Annotated in this window: 23 protein-coding genes; 9 read left to right on the top strand and 14 right to left on the bottom strand. The window is 74.2% G+C overall.

Features of this window, described 5'->3' with window-relative positions; translation table 11 throughout:
* Nucleotides 1–41: 41 nt before the first annotated feature.
* The 4 genes from HL189_RS15930 to HL189_RS15915 all read right to left on the bottom strand — a co-directional run bounded on the left by HL189_RS15930 (nt 42) and on the right by HL189_RS15915 (nt 2,858).
* The gene (locus HL189_RS15930; RefSeq protein ID WP_369134691.1) at nt 42–464 is read right to left on the bottom strand and encodes a DUF1810 domain-containing protein; all 423 of its coding nucleotides are present in this window, start codon (nt 462–464) and stop codon (nt 42–44) included.
* Nucleotides 461–712, bottom strand: a complete 252-nt coding sequence (locus tag HL189_RS15925; RefSeq protein ID WP_369134690.1) for a hypothetical protein — start codon at nt 710–712, stop codon at nt 461–463. Before HL189_RS15925 ends, HL189_RS15930 begins: the two co-directional genes overlap by 4 nt.
* A gap of 66 nt (nt 713–778) precedes the next feature.
* Nucleotides 779–1,402 (bottom strand): hypothetical protein, encoded by a 624-nt coding sequence (locus tag HL189_RS15920; RefSeq protein ID WP_369134689.1) that lies wholly within the window; start codon nt 1,400–1,402, stop codon nt 779–781.
* 163 nt (nt 1,403–1,565) lie between these two features.
* Nucleotides 1,566–2,858, bottom strand: a complete 1,293-nt coding sequence (locus tag HL189_RS15915) for an alkaline phosphatase (protein WP_369134688.1) — start codon at nt 2,856–2,858, stop codon at nt 1,566–1,568.
* Nucleotides 2,859–2,975: 117 nt separating this feature from the next.
* Here HL189_RS15915 and HL189_RS15910 point away from each other — a divergent pair, with 117 nt between their 5' ends.
* Nucleotides 2,976–3,566, top strand: a complete 591-nt coding sequence (locus HL189_RS15910) for a TIGR03086 family metal-binding protein (protein ID WP_369134687.1) — start codon at nt 2,976–2,978, stop codon at nt 3,564–3,566.
* 3 nt (nt 3,567–3,569) lie between these two features.
* Here the strand turns inward: HL189_RS15910 and HL189_RS15905 are convergent, their stop codons facing one another.
* A complete protein-coding gene (locus tag HL189_RS15905; protein ID WP_369134686.1) occupies nt 3,570–4,640 on the bottom strand; it encodes a glutathione S-transferase family protein in 1,071 nt (356 codons plus the stop codon).
* A gap of 203 nt (nt 4,641–4,843) precedes the next feature.
* Here HL189_RS15905 and HL189_RS15900 point away from each other — a divergent pair, with 203 nt between their 5' ends.
* Nucleotides 4,844–5,224 carry a DUF4440 domain-containing protein gene (locus tag HL189_RS15900; protein WP_369134685.1) on the top strand — a complete coding sequence of 127 codons (381 nt, stop codon included), beginning with the start codon at nt 4,844–4,846 and terminating at the stop codon, nt 5,222–5,224.
* An 8-nt stretch (nt 5,225–5,232) separates the two neighbouring features.
* Here HL189_RS15900 and HL189_RS15895 read toward each other — a convergent pair whose 3' ends face one another.
* Nucleotides 5,233–6,081: a formate/nitrite transporter family protein gene (locus HL189_RS15895; RefSeq protein ID WP_369134684.1), complete on the bottom strand. Its 849-nt coding sequence runs from the start codon at nt 6,079–6,081 to the stop codon at nt 5,233–5,235.
* A 100-nt stretch (nt 6,082–6,181) separates the two neighbouring features.
* The gene (locus HL189_RS15890) at nt 6,182–7,753 is read right to left on the bottom strand and encodes a protein kinase (protein ID WP_369134683.1); all 1,572 of its coding nucleotides are present in this window, start codon (nt 7,751–7,753) and stop codon (nt 6,182–6,184) included.
* Between the two features lie 92 nt (nt 7,754–7,845).
* On the opposite strand from HL189_RS15890, the gene HL189_RS15885 reads away from it, so the two are divergent.
* The gene (locus tag HL189_RS15885; protein WP_369134682.1) at nt 7,846–7,986 is read left to right on the top strand and encodes a hypothetical protein; all 141 of its coding nucleotides are present in this window, start codon (nt 7,846–7,848) and stop codon (nt 7,984–7,986) included.
* Between the two features lie 102 nt (nt 7,987–8,088).
* Nucleotides 8,089–8,439, top strand: coding sequence for a DUF3303 family protein (locus tag HL189_RS15880; RefSeq protein WP_369134681.1), 351 nt, complete (start codon nt 8,089–8,091; stop codon nt 8,437–8,439).
* A gap of 10 nt (nt 8,440–8,449) precedes the next feature.
* Here the strand turns inward: HL189_RS15880 and HL189_RS15875 are convergent, their stop codons facing one another.
* The 3 genes from HL189_RS15875 to HL189_RS15865 all read right to left on the bottom strand — a co-directional run bounded on the left by HL189_RS15875 (nt 8,450) and on the right by HL189_RS15865 (nt 10,759).
* Complete coding sequence (locus tag HL189_RS15875) at nt 8,450–9,313, bottom strand: dioxygenase (RefSeq protein WP_369134680.1); 864 nt, start codon at nt 9,311–9,313, stop codon at nt 8,450–8,452.
* A gap of 268 nt (nt 9,314–9,581) precedes the next feature.
* A complete protein-coding gene (locus HL189_RS15870) occupies nt 9,582–10,343 on the bottom strand; it encodes a class F sortase (RefSeq protein ID WP_369134679.1) in 762 nt (253 codons plus the stop codon).
* A 5-nt stretch (nt 10,344–10,348) separates the two neighbouring features.
* Nucleotides 10,349–10,759: a hypothetical protein gene (locus tag HL189_RS15865; RefSeq protein ID WP_369134678.1), complete on the bottom strand. Its 411-nt coding sequence runs from the start codon at nt 10,757–10,759 to the stop codon at nt 10,349–10,351.
* Between the two features lie 142 nt (nt 10,760–10,901).
* Here HL189_RS15865 and HL189_RS15860 point away from each other — a divergent pair, with 142 nt between their 5' ends.
* Nucleotides 10,902–11,918, top strand: coding sequence for an LLM class flavin-dependent oxidoreductase (locus HL189_RS15860; protein WP_369134677.1), 1,017 nt, complete (start codon nt 10,902–10,904; stop codon nt 11,916–11,918).
* 42 nt (nt 11,919–11,960) lie between these two features.
* On the opposite strand, the gene HL189_RS15855 is transcribed toward HL189_RS15860, so the two are convergent.
* Nucleotides 11,961–12,584, bottom strand: coding sequence for a hypothetical protein (locus tag HL189_RS15855; RefSeq protein ID WP_369134676.1), 624 nt, complete (start codon nt 12,582–12,584; stop codon nt 11,961–11,963).
* A gap of 244 nt (nt 12,585–12,828) precedes the next feature.
* Between HL189_RS15855 and HL189_RS15850 the strand changes: the two genes are divergently transcribed.
* Both HL189_RS15850 and HL189_RS15845 read left to right on the top strand, forming a co-directional pair.
* Nucleotides 12,829–14,316: a DUF4407 domain-containing protein gene (locus tag HL189_RS15850; protein WP_369134675.1), complete on the top strand. Its 1,488-nt coding sequence runs from the start codon at nt 12,829–12,831 to the stop codon at nt 14,314–14,316.
* A 39-nt stretch (nt 14,317–14,355) separates the two neighbouring features.
* Nucleotides 14,356–15,261, top strand: a complete 906-nt coding sequence (locus HL189_RS15845) for a hypothetical protein (RefSeq protein WP_369134674.1) — start codon at nt 14,356–14,358, stop codon at nt 15,259–15,261.
* 57 nt (nt 15,262–15,318) lie between these two features.
* Here HL189_RS15845 and HL189_RS15840 read toward each other — a convergent pair whose 3' ends face one another.
* Nucleotides 15,319–15,777 carry an acyl-CoA thioesterase gene (locus HL189_RS15840; RefSeq protein ID WP_369134793.1) on the bottom strand — a complete coding sequence of 153 codons (459 nt, stop codon included), beginning with the start codon at nt 15,775–15,777 and terminating at the stop codon, nt 15,319–15,321.
* 286 nt (nt 15,778–16,063) lie between these two features.
* Between HL189_RS15840 and HL189_RS15835 the strand changes: the two genes are divergently transcribed.
* Entirely contained in the window at nt 16,064–16,498 is a 435-nt protein-coding gene (locus HL189_RS15835) for a hypothetical protein (RefSeq protein WP_369134673.1), read from the top strand.
* Between the two features lie 209 nt (nt 16,499–16,707).
* Nucleotides 16,708–17,664 carry a DUF808 domain-containing protein gene (locus HL189_RS15830; RefSeq protein WP_369134672.1) on the top strand — a complete coding sequence of 319 codons (957 nt, stop codon included), beginning with the start codon at nt 16,708–16,710 and terminating at the stop codon, nt 17,662–17,664.
* 10 nt (nt 17,665–17,674) lie between these two features.
* On the opposite strand, the gene HL189_RS15825 is transcribed toward HL189_RS15830, so the two are convergent.
* Together HL189_RS15825 and HL189_RS15820 are read right to left on the bottom strand one after the other, a co-directional pair.
* Entirely contained in the window at nt 17,675–17,881 is a 207-nt protein-coding gene (locus HL189_RS15825) for a hypothetical protein (RefSeq protein WP_369134671.1), read from the bottom strand.
* Between the two features lie 40 nt (nt 17,882–17,921).
* A complete protein-coding gene (locus HL189_RS15820) occupies nt 17,922–18,461 on the bottom strand; it encodes a dihydrofolate reductase family protein (protein WP_369134670.1) in 540 nt (179 codons plus the stop codon).
* Between the last annotated feature and the right edge of the window lie 98 nt (nt 18,462–18,559).

Below are 18,559 nucleotides of genomic sequence, written 5' to 3'. Positions count from 1 at the left end.
CGCCTCAGGGCCATGTTGGCCAACATGGCCGGGGAGCCGGGTCAGAGGCGGGCGGTGGTTGCGGCGTCCTCGGTGCCGGCGAAGTACTGGTCCAGCACCGCGCGGAAGGCCGGCTCGTCGGACACCGCGGCGAACAGGGTCATCGAGGATCGCAGCTTCTGGCCGTCCACCGGCCCGAGGACGGCGGCCGGGTCGGTCGTGCCGAGGCCGGTGAGCGCCCGCGCGCACTCGACCAGGCGCGGCCCGAGCAGCGGGTGGGCCAAGTAGGCCCGGGCCTCGTCGCGGCCGCTGATCGCGTAGCGCTGCGCCGTGGGGCTGCGGCCGAGCCCGGCCACCTGCGGGAAGACGAACCACATCCAGTGGCTGCGCTTCCGCCCGGCCCGCAGCTCCGCCAGCGCCTGCCGGTACGTGCCGGCGTCGTCCTGGGCGTCGACGAACCGCTGCAGGCCGAACGGGTCGGTCACGGGGCCTCGTACTCGCCGAGTGCCGACCTCAGCCGGTGGTTGAGGCCGTCGAGCGCCTCGCGCAGCGAGACCTCGTCACCGGGCTCGGGCAGCATGCCGAGGCGCCGGAACCGCTCGGCCAGTCGGCGGGTCAGGTGGTCGGGGACGTCGCCGGCGAGGAGGTGACCCTCCAGCACGGCCAGCAGGCCGATCAGCACCGCCAGGTCCTCGGGTGCCACGGGGTGCAGGGTGGGCAGGGTGGGCTGCATCCCCGGAGGGTCGTGCCGGGCGGCCCTCCGCGCAAGCCTCCCCGACGCCGTTCGCCGACCGCGGGGTCAGACCGTCTCGGGGATCCGCAGATGGGCGACGGCGAGGTCGAACTCGGCGATCTCCGTCACGCGTGCCCCCATGGCGCGGGCGTACTGGTCGCGCAGCAGGTCGGCCCGCTGGCCGGCGGCGAGCATCGCCTCCGGGTCGGCGTAGGTCACCGCGAGCACGGTCCGGCCGGCGACCCGGTCGATCATGAGGCTGGCGCTGCTGAAGCCGACGAGCTCCTCGAACCGGGGGAGCAGGGTCATCCGGAAGGTGCCGAGGTCGTCGTCCAGCCGGGCGGGGTCCAGGTGCGCACCCCAGGTCACCCGGCAGCAGGCCTCCGGCCCGGCCGGCTGCACCCGGTGCATGACGGCGATCTCCCACTCGTTGACCATCGGGACGGCGCCGAGCACCTGGGCGATCCGGGCGCGGTGCGGCCGCATGCTCTCCGCGCTGGCCTGCATGGTCTCCTCGGTGCGCCAGCCGCTGGTGACGATGCAGCGGCCGGACCGGCGGCCGGCGAGCAGCGACAGGCCGGTGCAGCCGTCGAGCTCGGTGGTCGCGGGCAGCCACTCGTCGCGGACGACGGCGATCGCCTGCTCGACGGCCCGGGGGTTCCCGCGCAGCGTGGTGGTCCGTGCGTACATCGGCAGGGGCTCCTCTCGCAGCGGCGGCACCCCGGCCGGCGCCGCCGTACTGGCACTCTGCGGGACGCCTGGCCCCGGCATCGACGGGGTGACCCGGTCGGCACCGGCGTCCGGCGTTCCGCCACGCTCTGTTATGGCCTCGTCACGGTCGAGCGAGCGGGCATCAGTCGAGCAGGGCGTCGCTGAGCACCTCGTACAGGTGCGTGTTCGGGTACGTGCCCGTCAGCTCCTCGCTGCCCGGGCCCTCCGCGGTGACGACGGTCGGCGCGCCGGTGTGCTGGACCGACGTCCAGTCCAGGACGAACGTCTTGTCGCTGCCGGCCACGGGGAACGGGCCGTCCTCGCCGGAGACCATGTCCTCGTCCGGTGCGGGGGTGCCGTCCAGCGTGCCGCCGGGGCCGCTCTCGTCCCCCGGGGCGACGTCCTCGATGGACAGCCCGCCGGTCTCGTGATCGCCGGTGATGATCAACAGGGTGTCCGGGTGCTCGGCCACGTGGTCCCGGGCGACCTGCACCGCGTCGTCCAGGGCCCGCATCGCCTCCAGCATGCGGGTGCCGTTGTTGTGGTGCGCCATCTCGTCGACGCCCTCCTCCTCGACGAGGAGGAAGAAGCCGTCCTCGTCCTCGGACAGCACGTCGAGGGCCTTCGCCGTCATGTCCGCCAGCGGGATGACGGGCGCGTACTCGTCGCCGGCGCCCTCCTCCCGCATCTGGAACATCTCCTCGTTGGCGAACAGGCCGAGCAGCCGGTCGCCCTCGGCCGCCGCGAGACCCGTGGCGTCGGAGACGTGGTCGTAGCCCAGCGCCTCGGCGTGCGCTATCAGGTCGCCCTGCTGGCTGCGGCTCACCTCGTCCGCGTCACCGGTCCCGGGCGGGAAGACGCCCTCGTCCCCGGCCGGCAGCCACCAGTCCTCGCCGCCGCCGAGGATCACCCGCGGCTCGCTGTCCTCCAGGTACTGGCGGGCGATCTCGTCCTGCAGGGCACGGTCGGTGGTGGAGCTGAAGAAGGCGGCCGGCGTGGCGTCGGTGACCTGCGCCGTCGTCACCAGGCCGGTGGCGAGTCCCGCCCCGGCCGCCTGCGCGCCGATGGTGGGCAGCGGGTTGCCGTCGACGTCGACGCTGACCCCGCCGTTGAACGTCTTCACCCCGGTGGCCCAGGCGCTGGCCCCGGCGGCGGAGTCGGTCACCGTCTCCAGCGGGTCGCGCGGGTCGGTGGTCTGGAGCCCGGAGACCGGCAGGGAGTCCATGGCCAGCTGCCCGTCGAAGCCCTCCTGGTCCAGCCGGCCGGCCTCGCGGTGCGCGGCCGCCATGCCGTCGCCGTTGACGAAGATGACGCTGCGGGCGCGGTCCTCGTCCCCGCCGGACGCCGTGCAGGAGGACAGCAGGACCAGGCCGGCCAGGATCGCCGCCAGCGTGGTGGGGAGTCCGCGGGAGCGCCGGGACGTGGACGTCGACATGGGTCCCCCTCGGGTGTGCGCTTGCCGGCTGCGCTGCTCCCAGCGTGCGAGCGCCTCCTGCGCGGGTGCAATGCCCGCCGACCGATGAGTCCGGCGCACCCGGCCGGTCGTGCTCCCATGACGACGACGACCCTCGACCTCGCCCCCCAGGCCGCCGAGCTGGCCCGCGTGGTGGCCGGGATCCGCGACGACCAGCTCGACGCCCCGACCCCGTGCGCCGGCACCCCCGTGGCCTGGCTGCTCGACCACGTGGTGGGCCTGACGTACGCGTTCCGGTGCGCCGCGGAGAAGCGGCCGCTGCCCGGCCCTCCGCAGGCCGCGGCCGACACCCTGCCCGCCGACTGGCGCGACCGTGTGCCGCGCCAGCTCGACGAGCTGGTCGCCGCCTGGCGGGAGCCGGCCGCCTGGCAGGGGGCGGCCGAGGCCGGGGGTGTGGAGCTGCCGGCCCCGGTCATGGCGGTGGTGGCGCTGGACGAGCTGCTGGTGCACGGCTGGGATCTCGCGGTCGCCACCGGCCAGACCTTCCGCGCCGACCCGGCCGGCGTGGCGGCGTGCCAGGAGCTGGTGGGCGACCGCACGAGCCTGCCGGCCGACGAGGACGGCGGCCTGTTCGGGCCCGCCGTCCCGGTGCCGCCCGACGCCCCTGCCCTCGACCGGCTGCTGGGCCAGACCGGCCGCGACCCGGCCTGGCGGCCCGGCCGCGGCTGACGGTCAGCCCCGCGCGGCCACCGCCCGCACGGTCCGGCGGTGGCCGATGCCGCCCGCGCCGTGCTCGGGGTCGACCTCCTCGCCGGGCGCGACCGCCCCCGGCGGGGTGCCGTCGCCGAACGGGCTGCCGCCGAGCTCCTCGCGGTGGTGCGGGGTCAGCCAGTTCGACGTGTCCGGTCCCAGGGGGACGACCTGGGTCGGGTTGATGTCGGCGTGCACCACGTAGTAGTGCTCCTTGATCTGCGGGAAGTCGGTGGTGTCACCGAACCCGGGGGTCTGGAACAGGTCGCGGGCGTACGCCCACAGCGCCGGCATCTCCGACAGCTTCTGCCGGTTGCACTTGAAGTGGCCGTGGTAGACGGCGTCGAACCGGGCGAGGGTGGTGAACAGCCGGACGTCGGCCTCGGTGATCGTGTCGCCCATCAGGTACCGCTGGTCGGTGAGCCGCTCCTCCAGCCAGTCCAGCGCCGTCCACAGCCGCTGGTAGGCCCGGTCGTAGGCGCGCTGGGAGCCGGCGAACCCGCAGCGGTACACACCGTTGTTGACCTCGGTGAAGACCTTGTCGATGAGCTGGTCCATCTCGTCCCGCAGGTGCTCCGGGTAGAGGTCGGGCGCGCCGTCGCGGTGGTACGCCGTCCACTCGGTGGAGAGGTCCAGCGTCATCTGCTTGAAGTCGTTGGTGACCACGGCCCCGGTGGGGACGTCGACCATCGCCGGCACCGTGATGCCCCGGGAGTACTCCGGGTCCCGGGCGAGGAACGCCTCCTGCAGCCGTTCGTAGCCGAGCACCGGGTCGCGGCCGTCCGGGTCCAGGTCGAAGGTCCAGCTGCGCTCGTCGTGGGTGGGGCCGCAGATGCCCATCGAGATGACCGGCTCGAGGCCGAGCAGCCGGCGGACGATGGTCGCCCGGTTGGCCCACGGGCAGGCCCGCGCGACGACAAGCCGGTACCGGTCGGGCTCGACCGGCCAGCCGCTGGACCCGTCCGCGGTGATCCGGTCGGTGAGGTAGTTCTGGTCGCGCTTGTACTCCTGCCCGTCGTTGACGTAGCCGGAGCCGGATTCCGAGGTGCTCACGGCTCCACCCTGACCGACCTCGGCGCCTCCCGCAGCGTGGTCGCCGGGGAACGACGTCCTCTCGGGCCTCCGCGCCGTTGTGCGCTGGTGGTCGCTTGCCGGGCGGGGAGGCGACATCAGGTGCACAACAGATGCGGCCGCGGGTCATTGACGGCGGTGCCCGGCGCGCGCAGCCTCGACCTCCTTCGACGAGGAGGCAGACCATGACCCGCAGCGACATCGACGCCCTCAACGCCACCATGGAACAGGGCATCTTGAAGTCCGACGCGGCCCTGGTCGCCGCGGTCTACGGTCCCTCCGCGCGGGTGCTGCCGCCGGGGTCGGACGTGCTGACCGGACGGTCGATCCAGCAGTACTGGCAAAGCGTCCTGGACGCCGGCATCACGTCGGCCCGGGTGCAGACGGTGTCGCTCGAGGAGCACGGCGAGGTGGCCGTCGAGGAGGGGCGGTACGAGATGCGGATCGACCAGACGGTGGTCGACCAGGGCAAGTACGTGGTCGTCCACCGGCGGCAGGCCGATGGGAGCTGGCTGTTCGACACGGAGATCTGGAACTCCAGCCTGCCGACGGCCGCGCCGGCCTGACGACTGGCTCAGGCGCGTTCGGCGTCCGGGGCCTCCACGGTCGCGGGCTGCTTCGGCTCGTCGCGCAGGAACAGGTACCAGTAGGACGTCGCCACGAAGACGACCGCGCCGACCAGGTTCCCGACGCCCGCGAGCAGCCAGTTGACCAGCGTCTCGCCCCAGCCGACGTCCGGGACGCCGACGAAGATCGCCGCGGGCAGGAAGAACATGTTGGCGACGACGTGGTCGAAGCCCATCGCGACGAAGGCCATGATCGGGAAGAAGACCGCCAGCACCTTGCCGGAGACGTCCTTGGCGGCCAGCGACATCCACACCGCGAGGCACACCAGCCAGTTGCAGCCGACGCCGCGCAGGAACACCTGCCACGGCGTCTCGTGCAGCCCCTTCGCCTCCGCGATCGACGCGAGCCGCTCGTAGATCAGGCCGGGGCTGCCGGCGTCCCCGGCCTGCCCGATCACGCCGGTCTGCACGGCGAGGAAGTAGGCGACGAACAGCGAGCCGAGCAGGTTGCCGAGCAGCACCAGCGTCAGGTTCTGGACGACGTCGCCCACCCCGATCCGGCCGCGCATCGCGCTCAGCGGGACGAGCATCATGTTGCCGGTCGCGAGGTCCGAGCCGGCGATGAGCACCAGCACGAGCCCGAGGGTGAAGGCCGCGCCCATGAACAGCGTGGGCAGCGTGCCCCACCGCTCGGGCGACAGGCCGGAGGAGACGGTGACCGCCACCAGCGCGCCGAAGGCGATGTAGGCGCCGGCCAGGAACGCACTGACGAGCACCTTGTCCCAGGTGCGGTGGGTCTTCTTCGCGCCGGTCTCGACGGCCGCCTGGGCCATCTCCTTCGGTTCACGCGCGGTCATCGGGCCTCCCGGACGCTCCTGCCCCGGGCCACCGCCGGCCTCCAGGGCAGGTCAAGGGTCACCGAGACGGGCCCGTCCTGCCACGCGACGGGGATCGGGGTCAGCCGTCGCGGTCCCGGTCGCGGTCCCGGTCCCGGTCTCGGTCCCGGTCGCGGTCCCGGTCCCGGTCGCCGTCCTCGTCGTCCCGGTCCGGCACGCCGTCGCCGTCCCCGTTGCCGCCGTCGTCCCCGTTCTCGTCGGTGGGCTCGGCGGTGGTCTCCGGTGCCTGGGTGGGCGTCGGCGGAGGCGGCGGGGTCACCGCGTGGGTCACCGTCACCGCGGTGCCGCGGGGCAGCGGGCCGGTCGGGTCGACGGCGATGACCTGGCCGTCGGGGACGTCGGCGGTCTGCAACGGCTTCGGGGTGACCGCGAAGCCCAGCGCGGTGAGCCCGGCCTGGACGTCGGTCAGCGGGCGCCCGACGAAGTCCGCGGCGGTGAGGGTGACCAGCTGCACGGTGGGGGAGGGCGCCGCCGAGGTGGTCGGCGCCGGAGTCGGATCGGCCCGGGAGGCCGCGGGCTCCGACGGGCTGCCGAGCAGCTGGACCCCGCCGACCACGAGACCGGCCACGAGCAGCAGGCCGAGCAGCACGGGCACCAGCCACCGCGGCCGGCGCCTGGTCGGCTGCCCGTCGCCGCCGGGGGCGACCTCGTCGAGCGGCGAGGCGTCGGACTCCGGCAGCGGCAGGACGCGGGTGGCCGGCATCGGCGACGTGCCGGGCCCGGCGGCCGGGGGCGGGGCGACCGCTGTCGGGGGCGTGACCGGCGTGACCGCGGCCTGCCGGGCGGTGCCCGGTTCGCGGGACAGCAGCGCGTCCACGGCGTCGCGCAGCGCCGCGCCGTCGGGGATGCGCACGGCCGGGTCCTTGGCCGTCGCGTGCTCGACGAGCGCCCGGACGTCGACGGGGACGTCGGGCGGCAGCGGCGGCGGCACCTCCCGGATGTGCATGAGCGCCACCTGGACGGAGCTCTCGCCCTCGAACGCGCGCCGGCCGGCCAGGCACTCGTAGGCCACCAGGCCCAGGGCGTAGACGTCGCTCGCCGGGCCGGCCTTCCCGCCCTTGGCCTGCTCGGGGGAGAGGTAGTGCGCGGTGCCGACCACCTGGCCGGTGAGGGTGAGCGGCACGCTGGCGGCGGAGGACGCGACCCCGAAGTCGGTGATCTTCACCGAGCCGTCCTCGGTGAGCAGCACGTTGCCCGGCTTGACGTCCCGGTGGACGACGCCCGCGGCGTGCGCGGCGGCCAGCCCGTCGGCGGTCTGCCGCAGGATCTGCAGGGTCCGCTCCGGGCTGAGCCGCTGCTCGCGGCGCAGCAGCGACGACAGCGACTCCCCGCGCACCAGCTCCATCACCAGGTAGGCCAGGTGGTCGCCGGAGGCGGACTGCTCGGCCGGCACCTCGCCGTAGTCGAAGAGCGTGGCGATGTGGGGGTGGATCAGCCCCGCCGAGTGCTGCGCCTCGGCGCGGAAGCGGGCGAGGAAGGTGGGGTCACCGGTGAACTCGGTGCGCAGCACCTTGACCGCGACGTCCCGGTTGAGCACCCGGTCGCGGGCACGCCAGACCTGCCCCATGCCACCCGTGGCGATGAGGGAGGCGAGCTCGTAACGGCCTCCGATGGCCCCGTCCTGCGGCTGCATCACGCTCCCCGACCGGCACCGGCCGACCCGGCTGCCGGGTACGACGATCCCACGACCGCGCCCCGTCGTCGCGCGCGTCCCGCGAACGACCGGTGCCCGGGCGAGTCCCGGTCGGGACCTCGGCGGCGCTCGCCGCGGCCGACCTCACCGCCGCACTGGACGAGCTGCTGGACACCCGCAACGCGATGACCCGCACGCTCCTGGGTGCCGGATCGTCCCCGGCCGACGACTGACCGTCCGCACGCGCGGGCCCCGCCCGGGCGGGGACGGCCGGCCTTGTCGACGTCCGGGCGGGGGACGACGCTGGACGTCCTCATCCAGCTGGGGAGGCTGCCATGCGCATGATGCTGAAGGCCGTCGTCGACACCCCGTCGGGGAACGCCGCGATCCGCGACGGCTCGATCGCCCAGGTGATCGGGCAGATGGTCGAGCAGCTCCGCCCGGAGGCCGCCTACTTCGCCGGGGAGGACGGTCAGCGGGCGTGCTTCATCGTGTTCGACATGACCGATGCGGCGCAGCTGCCGGCCGTCTGCGAGCCGCTGTTCCAGGGCGCCAACGCCCGGGTGACGGTCTCGCCGTGCATGGACCTGGCGGACATGCGGAAGGGGCTGGCCCAGGTCACGGGGACCGCGGCCGCACCGGCCGGCGACGGCGCCCCCGGCGGGGACTCGGCCTTCGTCGGGTGAGCCGGGCGGGTCAGGCGGCCTGGAACGACCGCTTGGACAGGCCCATCGCGTAGCCCTCGATCGCGGTGGTCACCGGCGCCTCCGGGTCGGTGGCCGCGCCGAGGGTGACGAACAGCGGCGTGAAGTGCTCGACGGTCGGGTGCGAGTACGGCATGCCCGGCGCCCGGGTCGCGAAGGCGGCCAGCTCGTCGACGTCCCCCCGGGCGAGGGCGTCGGCGGCCCAGGCGTCGAAGTCGGCCGACCAGCCGGGGACGACGTTGCCGGTGAACATCTCCCGGGTCAGGAACGGCAGCCCGTGGGTCATGAACCCGCTGCCGATCACCAGCACGCCGTGCTCCCGGAGCGCGCGCAGCCGGCGGCCCAGGGCCAGCAGCCTCGAGGCGTCGTGCGTGGGCAGCGACAGCTGCAGCACCGGGACGTCGGCGTCGGGGTACATCACCTTGAGCGGGACCCAGGCGCCGTGGTCCAGCCCGCGGCTGCGGTGCTCGTGCACCTCCTCGCCGTCGGGCAGCACCGAGACGACCAGCTGGGCCAGCTCCTCGGCGGGCGGGGTGTCGTAGCGCATCCGGTGGTACATCGGGTGGAAGCCGCCGAAGTCGTAGACGAGCTCGGTGCCGGCGATGGTGCTGCTGATCGACAGCGGCGCGGACTCCCAGTGCGCGCTGACGATGAGGATGGCCCGCGGCTCGGGCAGCGAGCGCGCCCAGGTGTGCAGCTGGGTCATCCACCCGGCGTCCTCGAAGGTGGGTGGGGCGCCGTGGCTGAGGTACAGGCTGGGCAGCGCGCCGTCGGCCGGCGTCCACCCCCGCTGCGGATCGGCGGCCTCCAGGGCGGCGACCCGGTCGAGGTGGGCCTGGAACGGGTGCTGCTGCATGGTCCTCAGCGTAGCCCGAGAGCTTGAAACCTCAAGTACTTGCGGGCATGGATCTCCCGGTCAGAGGGGTCGCCGCCCGCCCGGTCCCCCCGAGGCACCGGATGGACGGCGACCAGTGCGCGGACCGTGCGGTCCACGCCTGGGCACGCTAAGTAGCGGACGAGATCGTCCGCAACCGGGTGGCGCTGAACGTGACCCACGCGTAACTGGATCCGCGCCCGCCTCAGGGGCAGAAGTGGCCACTTCTGCCCCTGGGGACCGCCCCGGGTCAGGAGGTCGAGGTCAGGGAGGCGAACACGATGACGTTGTCCGGGTAGTCGCCGCCGTCCCGGTCGAAGTCGCCGCCACAGGTGATGAGCCGCAGCCCGGCGTGGTCGAGGTCGCCGTAGACCCGGTCGGCCGGGAAGTCGTCCTTGGCGTGCTCCTCGACCCGGTCGACCGTGAACGTCGCGACCGAGCCGTCGGCGCGCTCGACCACGACCGGCTCGCCGGGCAGCAGCCGGGCGAGTCCGGCGAAGGCGCCGGGCTCCCCGGCCCAGTCGACGTGCCCGGCGAGGACGGCCGGTCCGAGCTCCCCGGGGGTGGGGCTGCCGGTGTACCAGCCGACCGGGTCCGCGGCGGGCGGCACCTCCATGGCGCCGTCGCCGTCCAGGCCGAGCTCGACCACGGGCGAGGTGGTGCCGAGGGCTGGGATCCGCACCCGCACCGGATCGCTCGGCGGCAGCTGCACCGCTCCCGGCGTCGGGTACACCGGCAGTGCCAGCGGGAGCCGGTTGCCGGCCGGCGCTTCGGCCGCGGCGGCGACCTCGGCCGGCGGAGCCGCCGGTCCCTGCCTCGGGAACGGGAGCACGGCGAGCAGGCCGGCCGCCGCCAGCGCGGCCGACGTCATCGCCCAGGGGCGCGCGGCGCGCGGGCGTGCCCCGCGGGGAGCGCGGTGCCGCGCACGGGGAGCCGCGGTCGGGGTCAGCGGTGGGGGATAGGTCCCGGTGATCCGTACCGGGCCGTCCGGTGGATGGTGCGGTGTGCTCACCGCCGTCAGGCAGAGGTCCGGGAGCTGCGTCGGGCGGCCACGGCGGCGGCGCCGGCGCCGGCGAAGGCCAGACCGCCCAGGACGTAGGGCAGGGAGCTGCCCTCGTCGGGGGCGGTGCTGCCGTCACCGGCGGCGACCGCGCCGGCCGGGCGGGTGGCCACCTGGCTGCCGGCGGGCGAGGGGGAGGCCGTCGCGCTGACCGCGGCGGCCACGTAGACGTGGTCGTCGCAGGCCCGGCCGTCGTCGTCGGCGTCGAGGCGGTTGGGGTCGTCGGGGTCCGCGACGAGGACGGCCTGCGCCTGCGCCTGGGTCGCGAAGTCCTCGCAGTCGAGGTCGGCGGCGCCGGCGGTGCCGGCCAGGGGGACCGACAGGCCTGCGCAGAGGACGACGACGGCGGCGGTACTGCGGGGGCGCATGTCAGCTCCTGGTACTGGTGGGTCCGGAGGGACAAGCTTCTGCTCCGGCGCGCTCGGCGGCCGGGCGGGCGCGCGCGCGTGTCCTCCCACGACGGCGGGTCCCGATTGGCAGGTGCTGCCGAGGGGTTCCTAGGGTCGCTCCATGCCGCAGCCCGGGACGCCGCTGGAGAGGATGGGGTTCCTGACCATCGGCCTGTTCGACGAGGCGGACCCCGCCGCCGGGCACGAGACGACGCTGCAGGTGATCGAGCTCGGCGAGCAGCTCGGCTTCGACAGCGCGTGGCTGCGGGACCGCCACTTCCAGTACGGCATCTCCTCGCCGGTCGCCGTCCTGGCCGCCGCCACGCAGCGCACCCGGCGGATCGAGCTGGGCACCGCGGTCATCCCGCTGGGCTGGGAGAACCCGCTGCGGCTCGCGGAGGACCTCGCGACCGTCGACGTGCTCAGCGGCGGCCGGCTCAACCCCGGGGTCAGCGTCGGCCCGCCGATGCGGTGGGACGACGTCCGGGACGCCCTCTACCCGGACACCGCCTACGCCGAGGACTTCAGCTACGAGCGGGTGCTGCGGCTGATGCGGTTCCTCCGCGGCGAGTCCGCGTCCCCGTTCAGCGGGCGGGAGGGTGTCGTGGAGGAGTGGTCGGACCGGGTGCAGCCGTACTCGCCGGGGCTCGCGGACCGCACCTGGTACGGCGGCGGGAGCCTGCGCTCGGCGCAGTGGGCGGGGGAGAACGGGCTGAACTTCCTGACCTCGAGCGTGGTCAAGGCCGAGGGGGGTGAGGGGGACTTCGCCGGTATCCAGGCCGCGCAGGTGCAGGGCTACAAGGAGGCCAACCCGGCCGGCCGGGTGTCGCAGGGCCTGGTCGTCATCCCCACCGACTCGGCATCGCCGGCCCAGCGGGAGAAGTACGCGGCCTACGTCGAGGCGCGCACCCCGCGGACCCGGGCTCCGCAGGGCCCGGCCCGGCTGCTGTTCGCCGAGGACCTGCTCGGCACCTCCGAGCAGATCGCCGAGCGGCTGTACGCGCACGCCGGCTTCCGGGAGGTGGCCGAGGTGGTGTTCGCGCTGCCGTTCAGCTTCGAGGCCGAGGACTACGTGCAGATCCTCACCGACATGGCGACCCACCTCGGCCCGGCCCTCGGCTGGCGGCGCCCGGCCTGATCGCCGGATGGGGCTCCCGGTGCCGGGAGCCCCACCGGGTCCTCAGGCCATCTCGGGGACGTGCAGATGGGCCATCACCAGCTCGAACTCGGCGACCTCGGTGATGGTCGCGCCCATGTGCTGCGCGAACTCCTCGCGCAGTGAGGTGCCCGCGTCGCGGGTGCGCTCCATCGCCTCCCGGCTCTCGTAGGTGACCGCCGAGACCCCGCGGTTGCGCATCCGGTCGATCATCAGGCTGACGCTGCAGAAACCGGGCAGCTCCTCCAGGCGGGGCATCAGCGCCATCCGGAAGGCGTCGATCATCTGGTCGGCCTCGCCGGGCATCGTGTCCACCCAGGTCGCCCGGACGCACGCGCCGTCCCCGGCCGGCCGGATGCGGTGCAGGATCGCGATCTGCCAGTCCTCGACGTCGACCGCGTCGGCCCGCAGCGCCTCGGCCGCCCGGCTGCGGATCTCCTTCACCATCTCCGCGCTCGCGGCCATGGCCTCGTCGCTGGCCCACGCGGTCGTCACGATGCACCGGCCGCCCTCGCGGTCGGCGAGCATCGACATGCCCACGCAGCCGCTCATGCCCTGCACGGTGGGCCAGACCTCGTCGCGGCAGAAGGCGATCCCCTCGTCCATCGCACGCGGGTCGCCGCGGACGGTTGTCGTCCTCGCGTACATGCCAGTGCTCCTCCCTGGCGATGCCCCGGCGGCATCGCCGCACGGTCAGCGTCCTCGCGCCGGGGCGGTGGGGGAACGGACTCGGCGTCCGGGATGGCGGGTGCGGCGCGTACCGACCGTGTGCAGCCCGGCGCGCACGCACGAGTCGACCCGGTGTGCGGCGGCGCTCCGTCGTCCGGCGGTACCGGATGGGCTCCCGGCGGCCGATGACGGTCGGGAGATCCCCGGCGGAAGGAACTGCCCCGTGCGAAGCCGCACCCGTACCGGCGACCGGCTGGCCGTGCTGGCCGGCGCCCGGCTCGACTTGCTCTCGGTCGCCCCCGGCGCCCGGGCGCGGCACGTCGCGCTCGGCGGCGTCCTGGTGAGCACCGGTGCCCTGGCGGCGCTGTCAGCGGCGTTCGCCGTCCACATGGCCCTGGGCGCCTGGTGGGCGTTCGCGGTGCTGATCGGCCTGGGCTGGGGGCTGGTGATCCTCAACCTGGACCGGATGCTGCTGGTCGGGATGGGGCACCAGGTGTCCTGGCAGCGCACGCTGGCCATGGCCCTGCCGCGGGTCGCCCTGGCCGCGGTGCTGGGCACGGTCATCTCCACGCCGCTGACGCTGCAGGTCTTCGACAAGGAGATCGACGCGACGATCGTGACGATGCAGGCCGAGGCCGCGGCGGAGTTCGCCGCCGGCCTGGACGCCGACGAGCGGTACGCGCCGATCCCGGCGCTGCGCGAGCGCGTGGCCGAGGAGCAGGCCGTGATCGCCGGCGGCGGCAGCACCGACCCGAACGCCGACCCGGCCGTCGTGGGGGCGCAGGCCGAGCGGGACGCGAAGCAGACCGCCTACGACGCGGCCCTGGCCCGGTTCACCGAGCTGCAGGCCAAGGCCCAGTGCGAGCTGGACGGCAGCTGCGGCTCCGGCCGGGAGGGCACCGGCGACGCGTACTTCGCGGCCGCGGCCGCCGCCGCCGAGCAGTCGGCGGTCCGCGATGCGGCCAAGGCCGCGCTGGACTCCGCCGACGCCACCCTGCGGCAGGCGCGCGCCACCGCCGACCAGGACGCCGCCAGCGCCGACGCCCGCGCGGTCGCCCTGGCCGAGGCCGACCTGGCCACCGACTCCGCCGCGCTCGCCCGGCTGACCGACGCGCGGACCGCCGAGCAGGCGGCCTTCGAGGCGCAGAACTCGGAGAGCGACGGCATCCTCGCCCGGCTCGAGGCGATGAGCCGGCTGTCCGAGGACCGGCCGATGGTGGCCACCGCGCACCTCATGCTCTTCCTGCTGTTCCTGAGCGTCGAGATCCTGCCGGTGCTGGTGAAGGTGCTGCTCACCCTCGGCGAGCCCGCCGCCTACGACCGGCTGGTCACGGCACGGGACGACGAGGAGGTGCTGTCCGAGCAGATCCGCTCGCAGGGGCGGATCCGGGCGCAGCAGGCCCGCGCCGACCTGCTGGTCGCCGCGGAGACCGACCGGATGGCGCGGGAGATCGTCGACCGGGAGAACGCCGCCCGCGAGGAGGCGGCGCGCCGGGCCGAGCGCCGGGCCCGGCGCCGGCGGTCCCGGATCGCCCGGATCGTCGGCGACGTCATCCGGCCCAACCGGGAGGTCGCCCCGGAGCCGGTCGCCGAGCCGACCCTGGACACCGGTGAGCTCGAGGCGCTGATGATCGGCACCGCGACGGACGCCGACCGTCCCCGCCTGCCCGCCCCCCGCCCGGCCGAGGACGTCGAGCTCGCCGACCGCTGACCTGCCCTTCTCCCTACTGACGTCAAAGGACCTGCTGACATGAAGAACACGCGCGCCGCCCTCCTGGCCGTCGCCCTGACCGCCGGTGCTGTCGCCGTCGGCGGTGCCGTCTCCCCGGCCGTCGCCGCGGAGGCCCGCACGGTCACCGTCTGCGCCCCAGCCACCGGCAGCTGTGACCACACGACCCTCGCGTCGGCGCTCGGCGCCGCGGATCCGGGAGACACCGTCCAGGTCGTCGGCACGGTGACCGTCGACGGGACCACGACGATCGCCGAGGACGTCACCGTCAGCGGCGCGCCCGGCGCCAGGGTCGTCCAGACCGGCTCCGCGGTCACCTTCCGGATCACCGGCGCCGGGGCCACGCTGACGGGCCTGGAGATCACCAGCGACACCCCGAAGCCCGCCGAGTTCGTCTACGTCGGGGCCGACGACGTGACGCTGTCGGACAACACGATCCACGGGCCGCGCCAGGCCCTGCCGATGAGCGGCTGGGTGGGCAACCGCGGCTTCGTGACGGCGGGCGGGATCAGCGGGCTGAACGCCAGCGGCAACACCATCCACTCGCTGCGGTCGGGGGCCTACCTCAACCCCAACGGCACCGGGCTGATCGCCGGGAACACGCTCCACGACACCAAGGGCGACTTCCTGATCGACAACGCCGCGTTCACGTTCACCGGCAACTCCGCCGGCGACCCGGAGGCGCGCAGCGAGTGGAGCTTCGTGGTCTTCGAGGGGACGGCGTCCTCCCGCTACCCGAGCATGGCGACGCTGTCCGCCGCCAACGGGAACATGACGGCCTGGGACCAGCGTGGCCCGGCGGCCGGCGAGGTCACGTACGTGGCGCCGCTGGCCGCGGAGGACTGCAAGAGCGGTGGCTGGAAGGACCTGGACCCCGGCTTCCGCAACCAGGGGCAGTGCATCCAGTTCGTCAACACCGGCAAGTAGTCCGGACAGAACGGGGGCCGCAGCACTGCTGCGGCCCCCGTTCTGCGTTCAGGCCGGTCAGTCGCCGCCCTGGCGGATCTCCGCGGTGCGCAGCTCGATCTCGCGGCGGAGCTCCCGGCGGCGGATGGCGGCGGCGTGCCGGCGCTGCTGCTCGGGGGTGTCCGGCACGAGCGGCGGCACCTCGACCGGACGGCGGTCCTGGTCGAGCGCCACCATCGTGAAGTAGCAGCTGTTGGTGTGCCGCACCCGCAGGTCGACCAGGTCCTCGGTGGTGACCCGGATGCCGATCTCCATCGACGTCCGACCGGTGTAGTTGACGCTCGCCTGGAAGGTGACCAGCTCACCGACGTGGATGGCCTCGCGGAAGACGACCTGGTCGACCGAGAGCGTGACCGCGTAGTGCCGGGAGTACCGGCTGGCGCAGGTGTAGGCGACCTGGTCCAGGAGCTTGAGCAGTTGCCCGCCGTGCACGTTGCCGGCGAAGTTGGCCATGTCCGGTGTCATCAGCACCGTCATGGACAGCCGCCGCCGGTCGCTCTCGCTGCGCGTTCCCGCGGGAACGTCCGTCTGCTCCACCGCGCGCTCCTCGCCGTCCGCCGGTCGTGGTGCCGGATGGTGGCAGACCTGACCGTGGCGCAGGCGCCGACGGTGTGCGCTGGGGCCGGGTTGCGACGAGTGTCACCCGGCCTCAGCGCACACCGTTGCGCGGAATGGCGCGCGGACCGAGCCGCTGAGCTGCCTGTTCAGGGGGACACTCAGCAGCAGCGCAGGGTCCCGTGCGGCCCGCGCGGGAGGAGTCTCGATGGAGACCTGGGTGATCGTCCTGATCGTCGTCGTCGTGGTCCTGCTGGCGCTGGCCGCCCTGATGGCCGCCCGGCGCGGCGGCGCCGGCAAGGCCCGCAAGCAGGAGCAGGCGCGCGAGCACCTGCAGGACGCGCAGGTCCGCCAGGCGCAGGCCGACAAGGACCAGGCCCTCGCCGAGGAGCAGGTCGCCCGGGCCCGGCGGGAGCGCGCCGAGGTCGAGGAGCGGCTGGCCCAGACCGAGCAGGAGGCCCGGGACCGGGTCGGCCAGGCCGAGGGCAACCGGTCCGCGGCCGAGCAGCTGCGGGCCAAGGCCGAGAAGCTCGCGCCCGGCGTGACGCACCGGGACGCGGACCGTGCCGGTCGGCACGACGCCGGACCGGCGGAGGACCTGCCCCGCGACGGGAACGACGGGACCACCACCACCCGTCGTTGATCCCTCGGCCGGCGCCGGCTCGCCGCGTCGGCCGGGCGGCGCACGGCCCCGTCCCGCGGGTCGGACGTTGTGGGCCCCGATCGAGGTAGGCGTGCGCCCGGCCGGGTACCACCGCCGGGGACGCCTGCCGCGGCGCCCGCGCGCGGTGCGGCAGGATCGACCACCATCGTGGGCGGCACGCCCGTGTCGACCGATCGGAAGGACCTGCCTTGGCCGGTGGACTCGTAGCTCTGCTCGACGACGTGGCGTTGCTGGCGAAGACAGCCGCCGCGTCCGTCGATGACATCGGGGCCGCCGCCGGACGGGCCAGCGCGAAGGCCGCCGGGGTCGTCGTCGACGACACCGCCGTCACCCCGCAGTACGTGCACGGCCTGGCCGCCGAGCGCGAGCTGCCGATCATCCGGCGCATCGCCAAGGGATCGCTGCGCAACAAGTTGCTGATCATCCTGCCCGCGATCCTGCTGCTCAGCCAGTTCCTGCCCTGGCTGCTCACCCCGATCCTCATGGTCGGCGGCGCCTACCTGAGCTACGAGGGCGCGGAGAAGGTGTGGCACAAGCTGCGCCCCCACCACGAGGCCCACGCCGGCGGGGAGGAGAAGGCCCCCGACGAGAACACCATCGTGTCCGGGGCCGTCCGCACCGACTTCATCCTGTCCGCGGAGATCATGGTCATCTCACTGAACGAGGTGGCCGACGAGGGGTTCTGGTCGCGGGCGATCATCCTCGTGGTCGTCGCGCTCGGCATCACCGTCCTGGTGTACGGCGTCGTCGGGCTCATCGTGAAGATGGACGACGTCGGGCTGAACCTGGCCGAGCGCCAGGGCAAGGGCGTGGCGTCGTTCGGCCGCGGGCTGGTCAAGGGGATGCCGAAGCTGCTGAGCGTCCTCACCGTCGTCGGCACCGCCGCCATGCTGTGGGTCGGCGGCCACATCCTGCTGGTGGGCACCGACGACCTCGGCTGGCACGGCCTCTACAGCGTCGTGCACCACCTCGAGGAGGCGGCGCACGAGGCCACCGGAGCCCTCGGCGGGCTCGTCGGCTGGCTGGTCAACACGTTCGCCAGCGCGCTCATCGGGCTCGTCGTCGGCGCACTGATCGTGCTGGTCCTGAACCTCACCGTGCACCGGCGCAAGGACAAGAGCGCCCGCAAGGCCGAGGCGCACTAGCCGCCGGGGCTCAGGCCGGTTGCTGCGCCAGGTGATCGTCGCCGGCGCAGCCGCACGAGGTGCACCCGCCCTCGGTGGTCTCGCGCTGCTCGTCCAGCCGTCTGCGCAGCCGCCGGACGGACGTCTCGCCGCCGGCCAGGTCTGAGATCCAGCCCTCGAGCTCTCCGCCGTCCGACTGCTCGTCGCCGCGCCGGGCGACACTGCCCCTGAGACCCATGAGCTCCTCATCGGCAGCCGGCGCGCCGACCGGTACGGGCTCAGCGCAGCACGCGGAACCACAGGTTGGTCGCGTGCGGGAGCTCGGTGACCCGGACCGGCTCGAGCGGCACCTGCCGCCCGCCGGACTGCTCGAAGAGCCGGGTGCCGTCGCCGAGCAGGACCGGCGCCACGATGGTCAGCACCTCGTCGAGCGCTCCCGCCTCCAGGCACTGCCGGGCGACGTCGGCGCCCAGCACGTTGACGTACTTGTCGCCGGCCGCCTCCTGAGCGGCGGCGAGGGCGGTGGCGAGGTCCCCGACGAAGGTGACCCCCTCGACCGGCGTCTCCGGCGGGTGGTGGGTGAGCACGAACTGCGGCCCGTGCCAGGCGCCCTCGAACGCGCCCTCCTTGTCGGTGCCGCGGTTCGGGTCGTCGCCGGAGTACGTGCGGGCGCCGACCAGGATCGCGCCGATGTCGGCGACCAGCGCCTCCGCCTCCGGGTTGGGCCCCAGGTACGGCCGCAGCCACGACATGTCCCCGCCGGGGCCGGCGATGAAGCCGTCCAGCGACATCGTCACCGAGTAGAGAACCCGCGCCATGCCTTCCAGACCCCCTCGGATGGCGGAACTCATCCCCCGTCGAGGGGCAGAAGTGGCCATTTCTGCCCCCCAGGGGGCATCTCCCTCCGACGGGGCAT

The organism is Modestobacter sp. I12A-02662 (assembly GCF_041028325.1).
Classification (GTDB): domain Bacteria; phylum Actinomycetota; class Actinomycetes; order Mycobacteriales; family Geodermatophilaceae; genus Modestobacter.
Note: the sequence above shows the minus strand (reverse complement) of the source record. Positions and strands in the feature narration are given on the sequence as shown.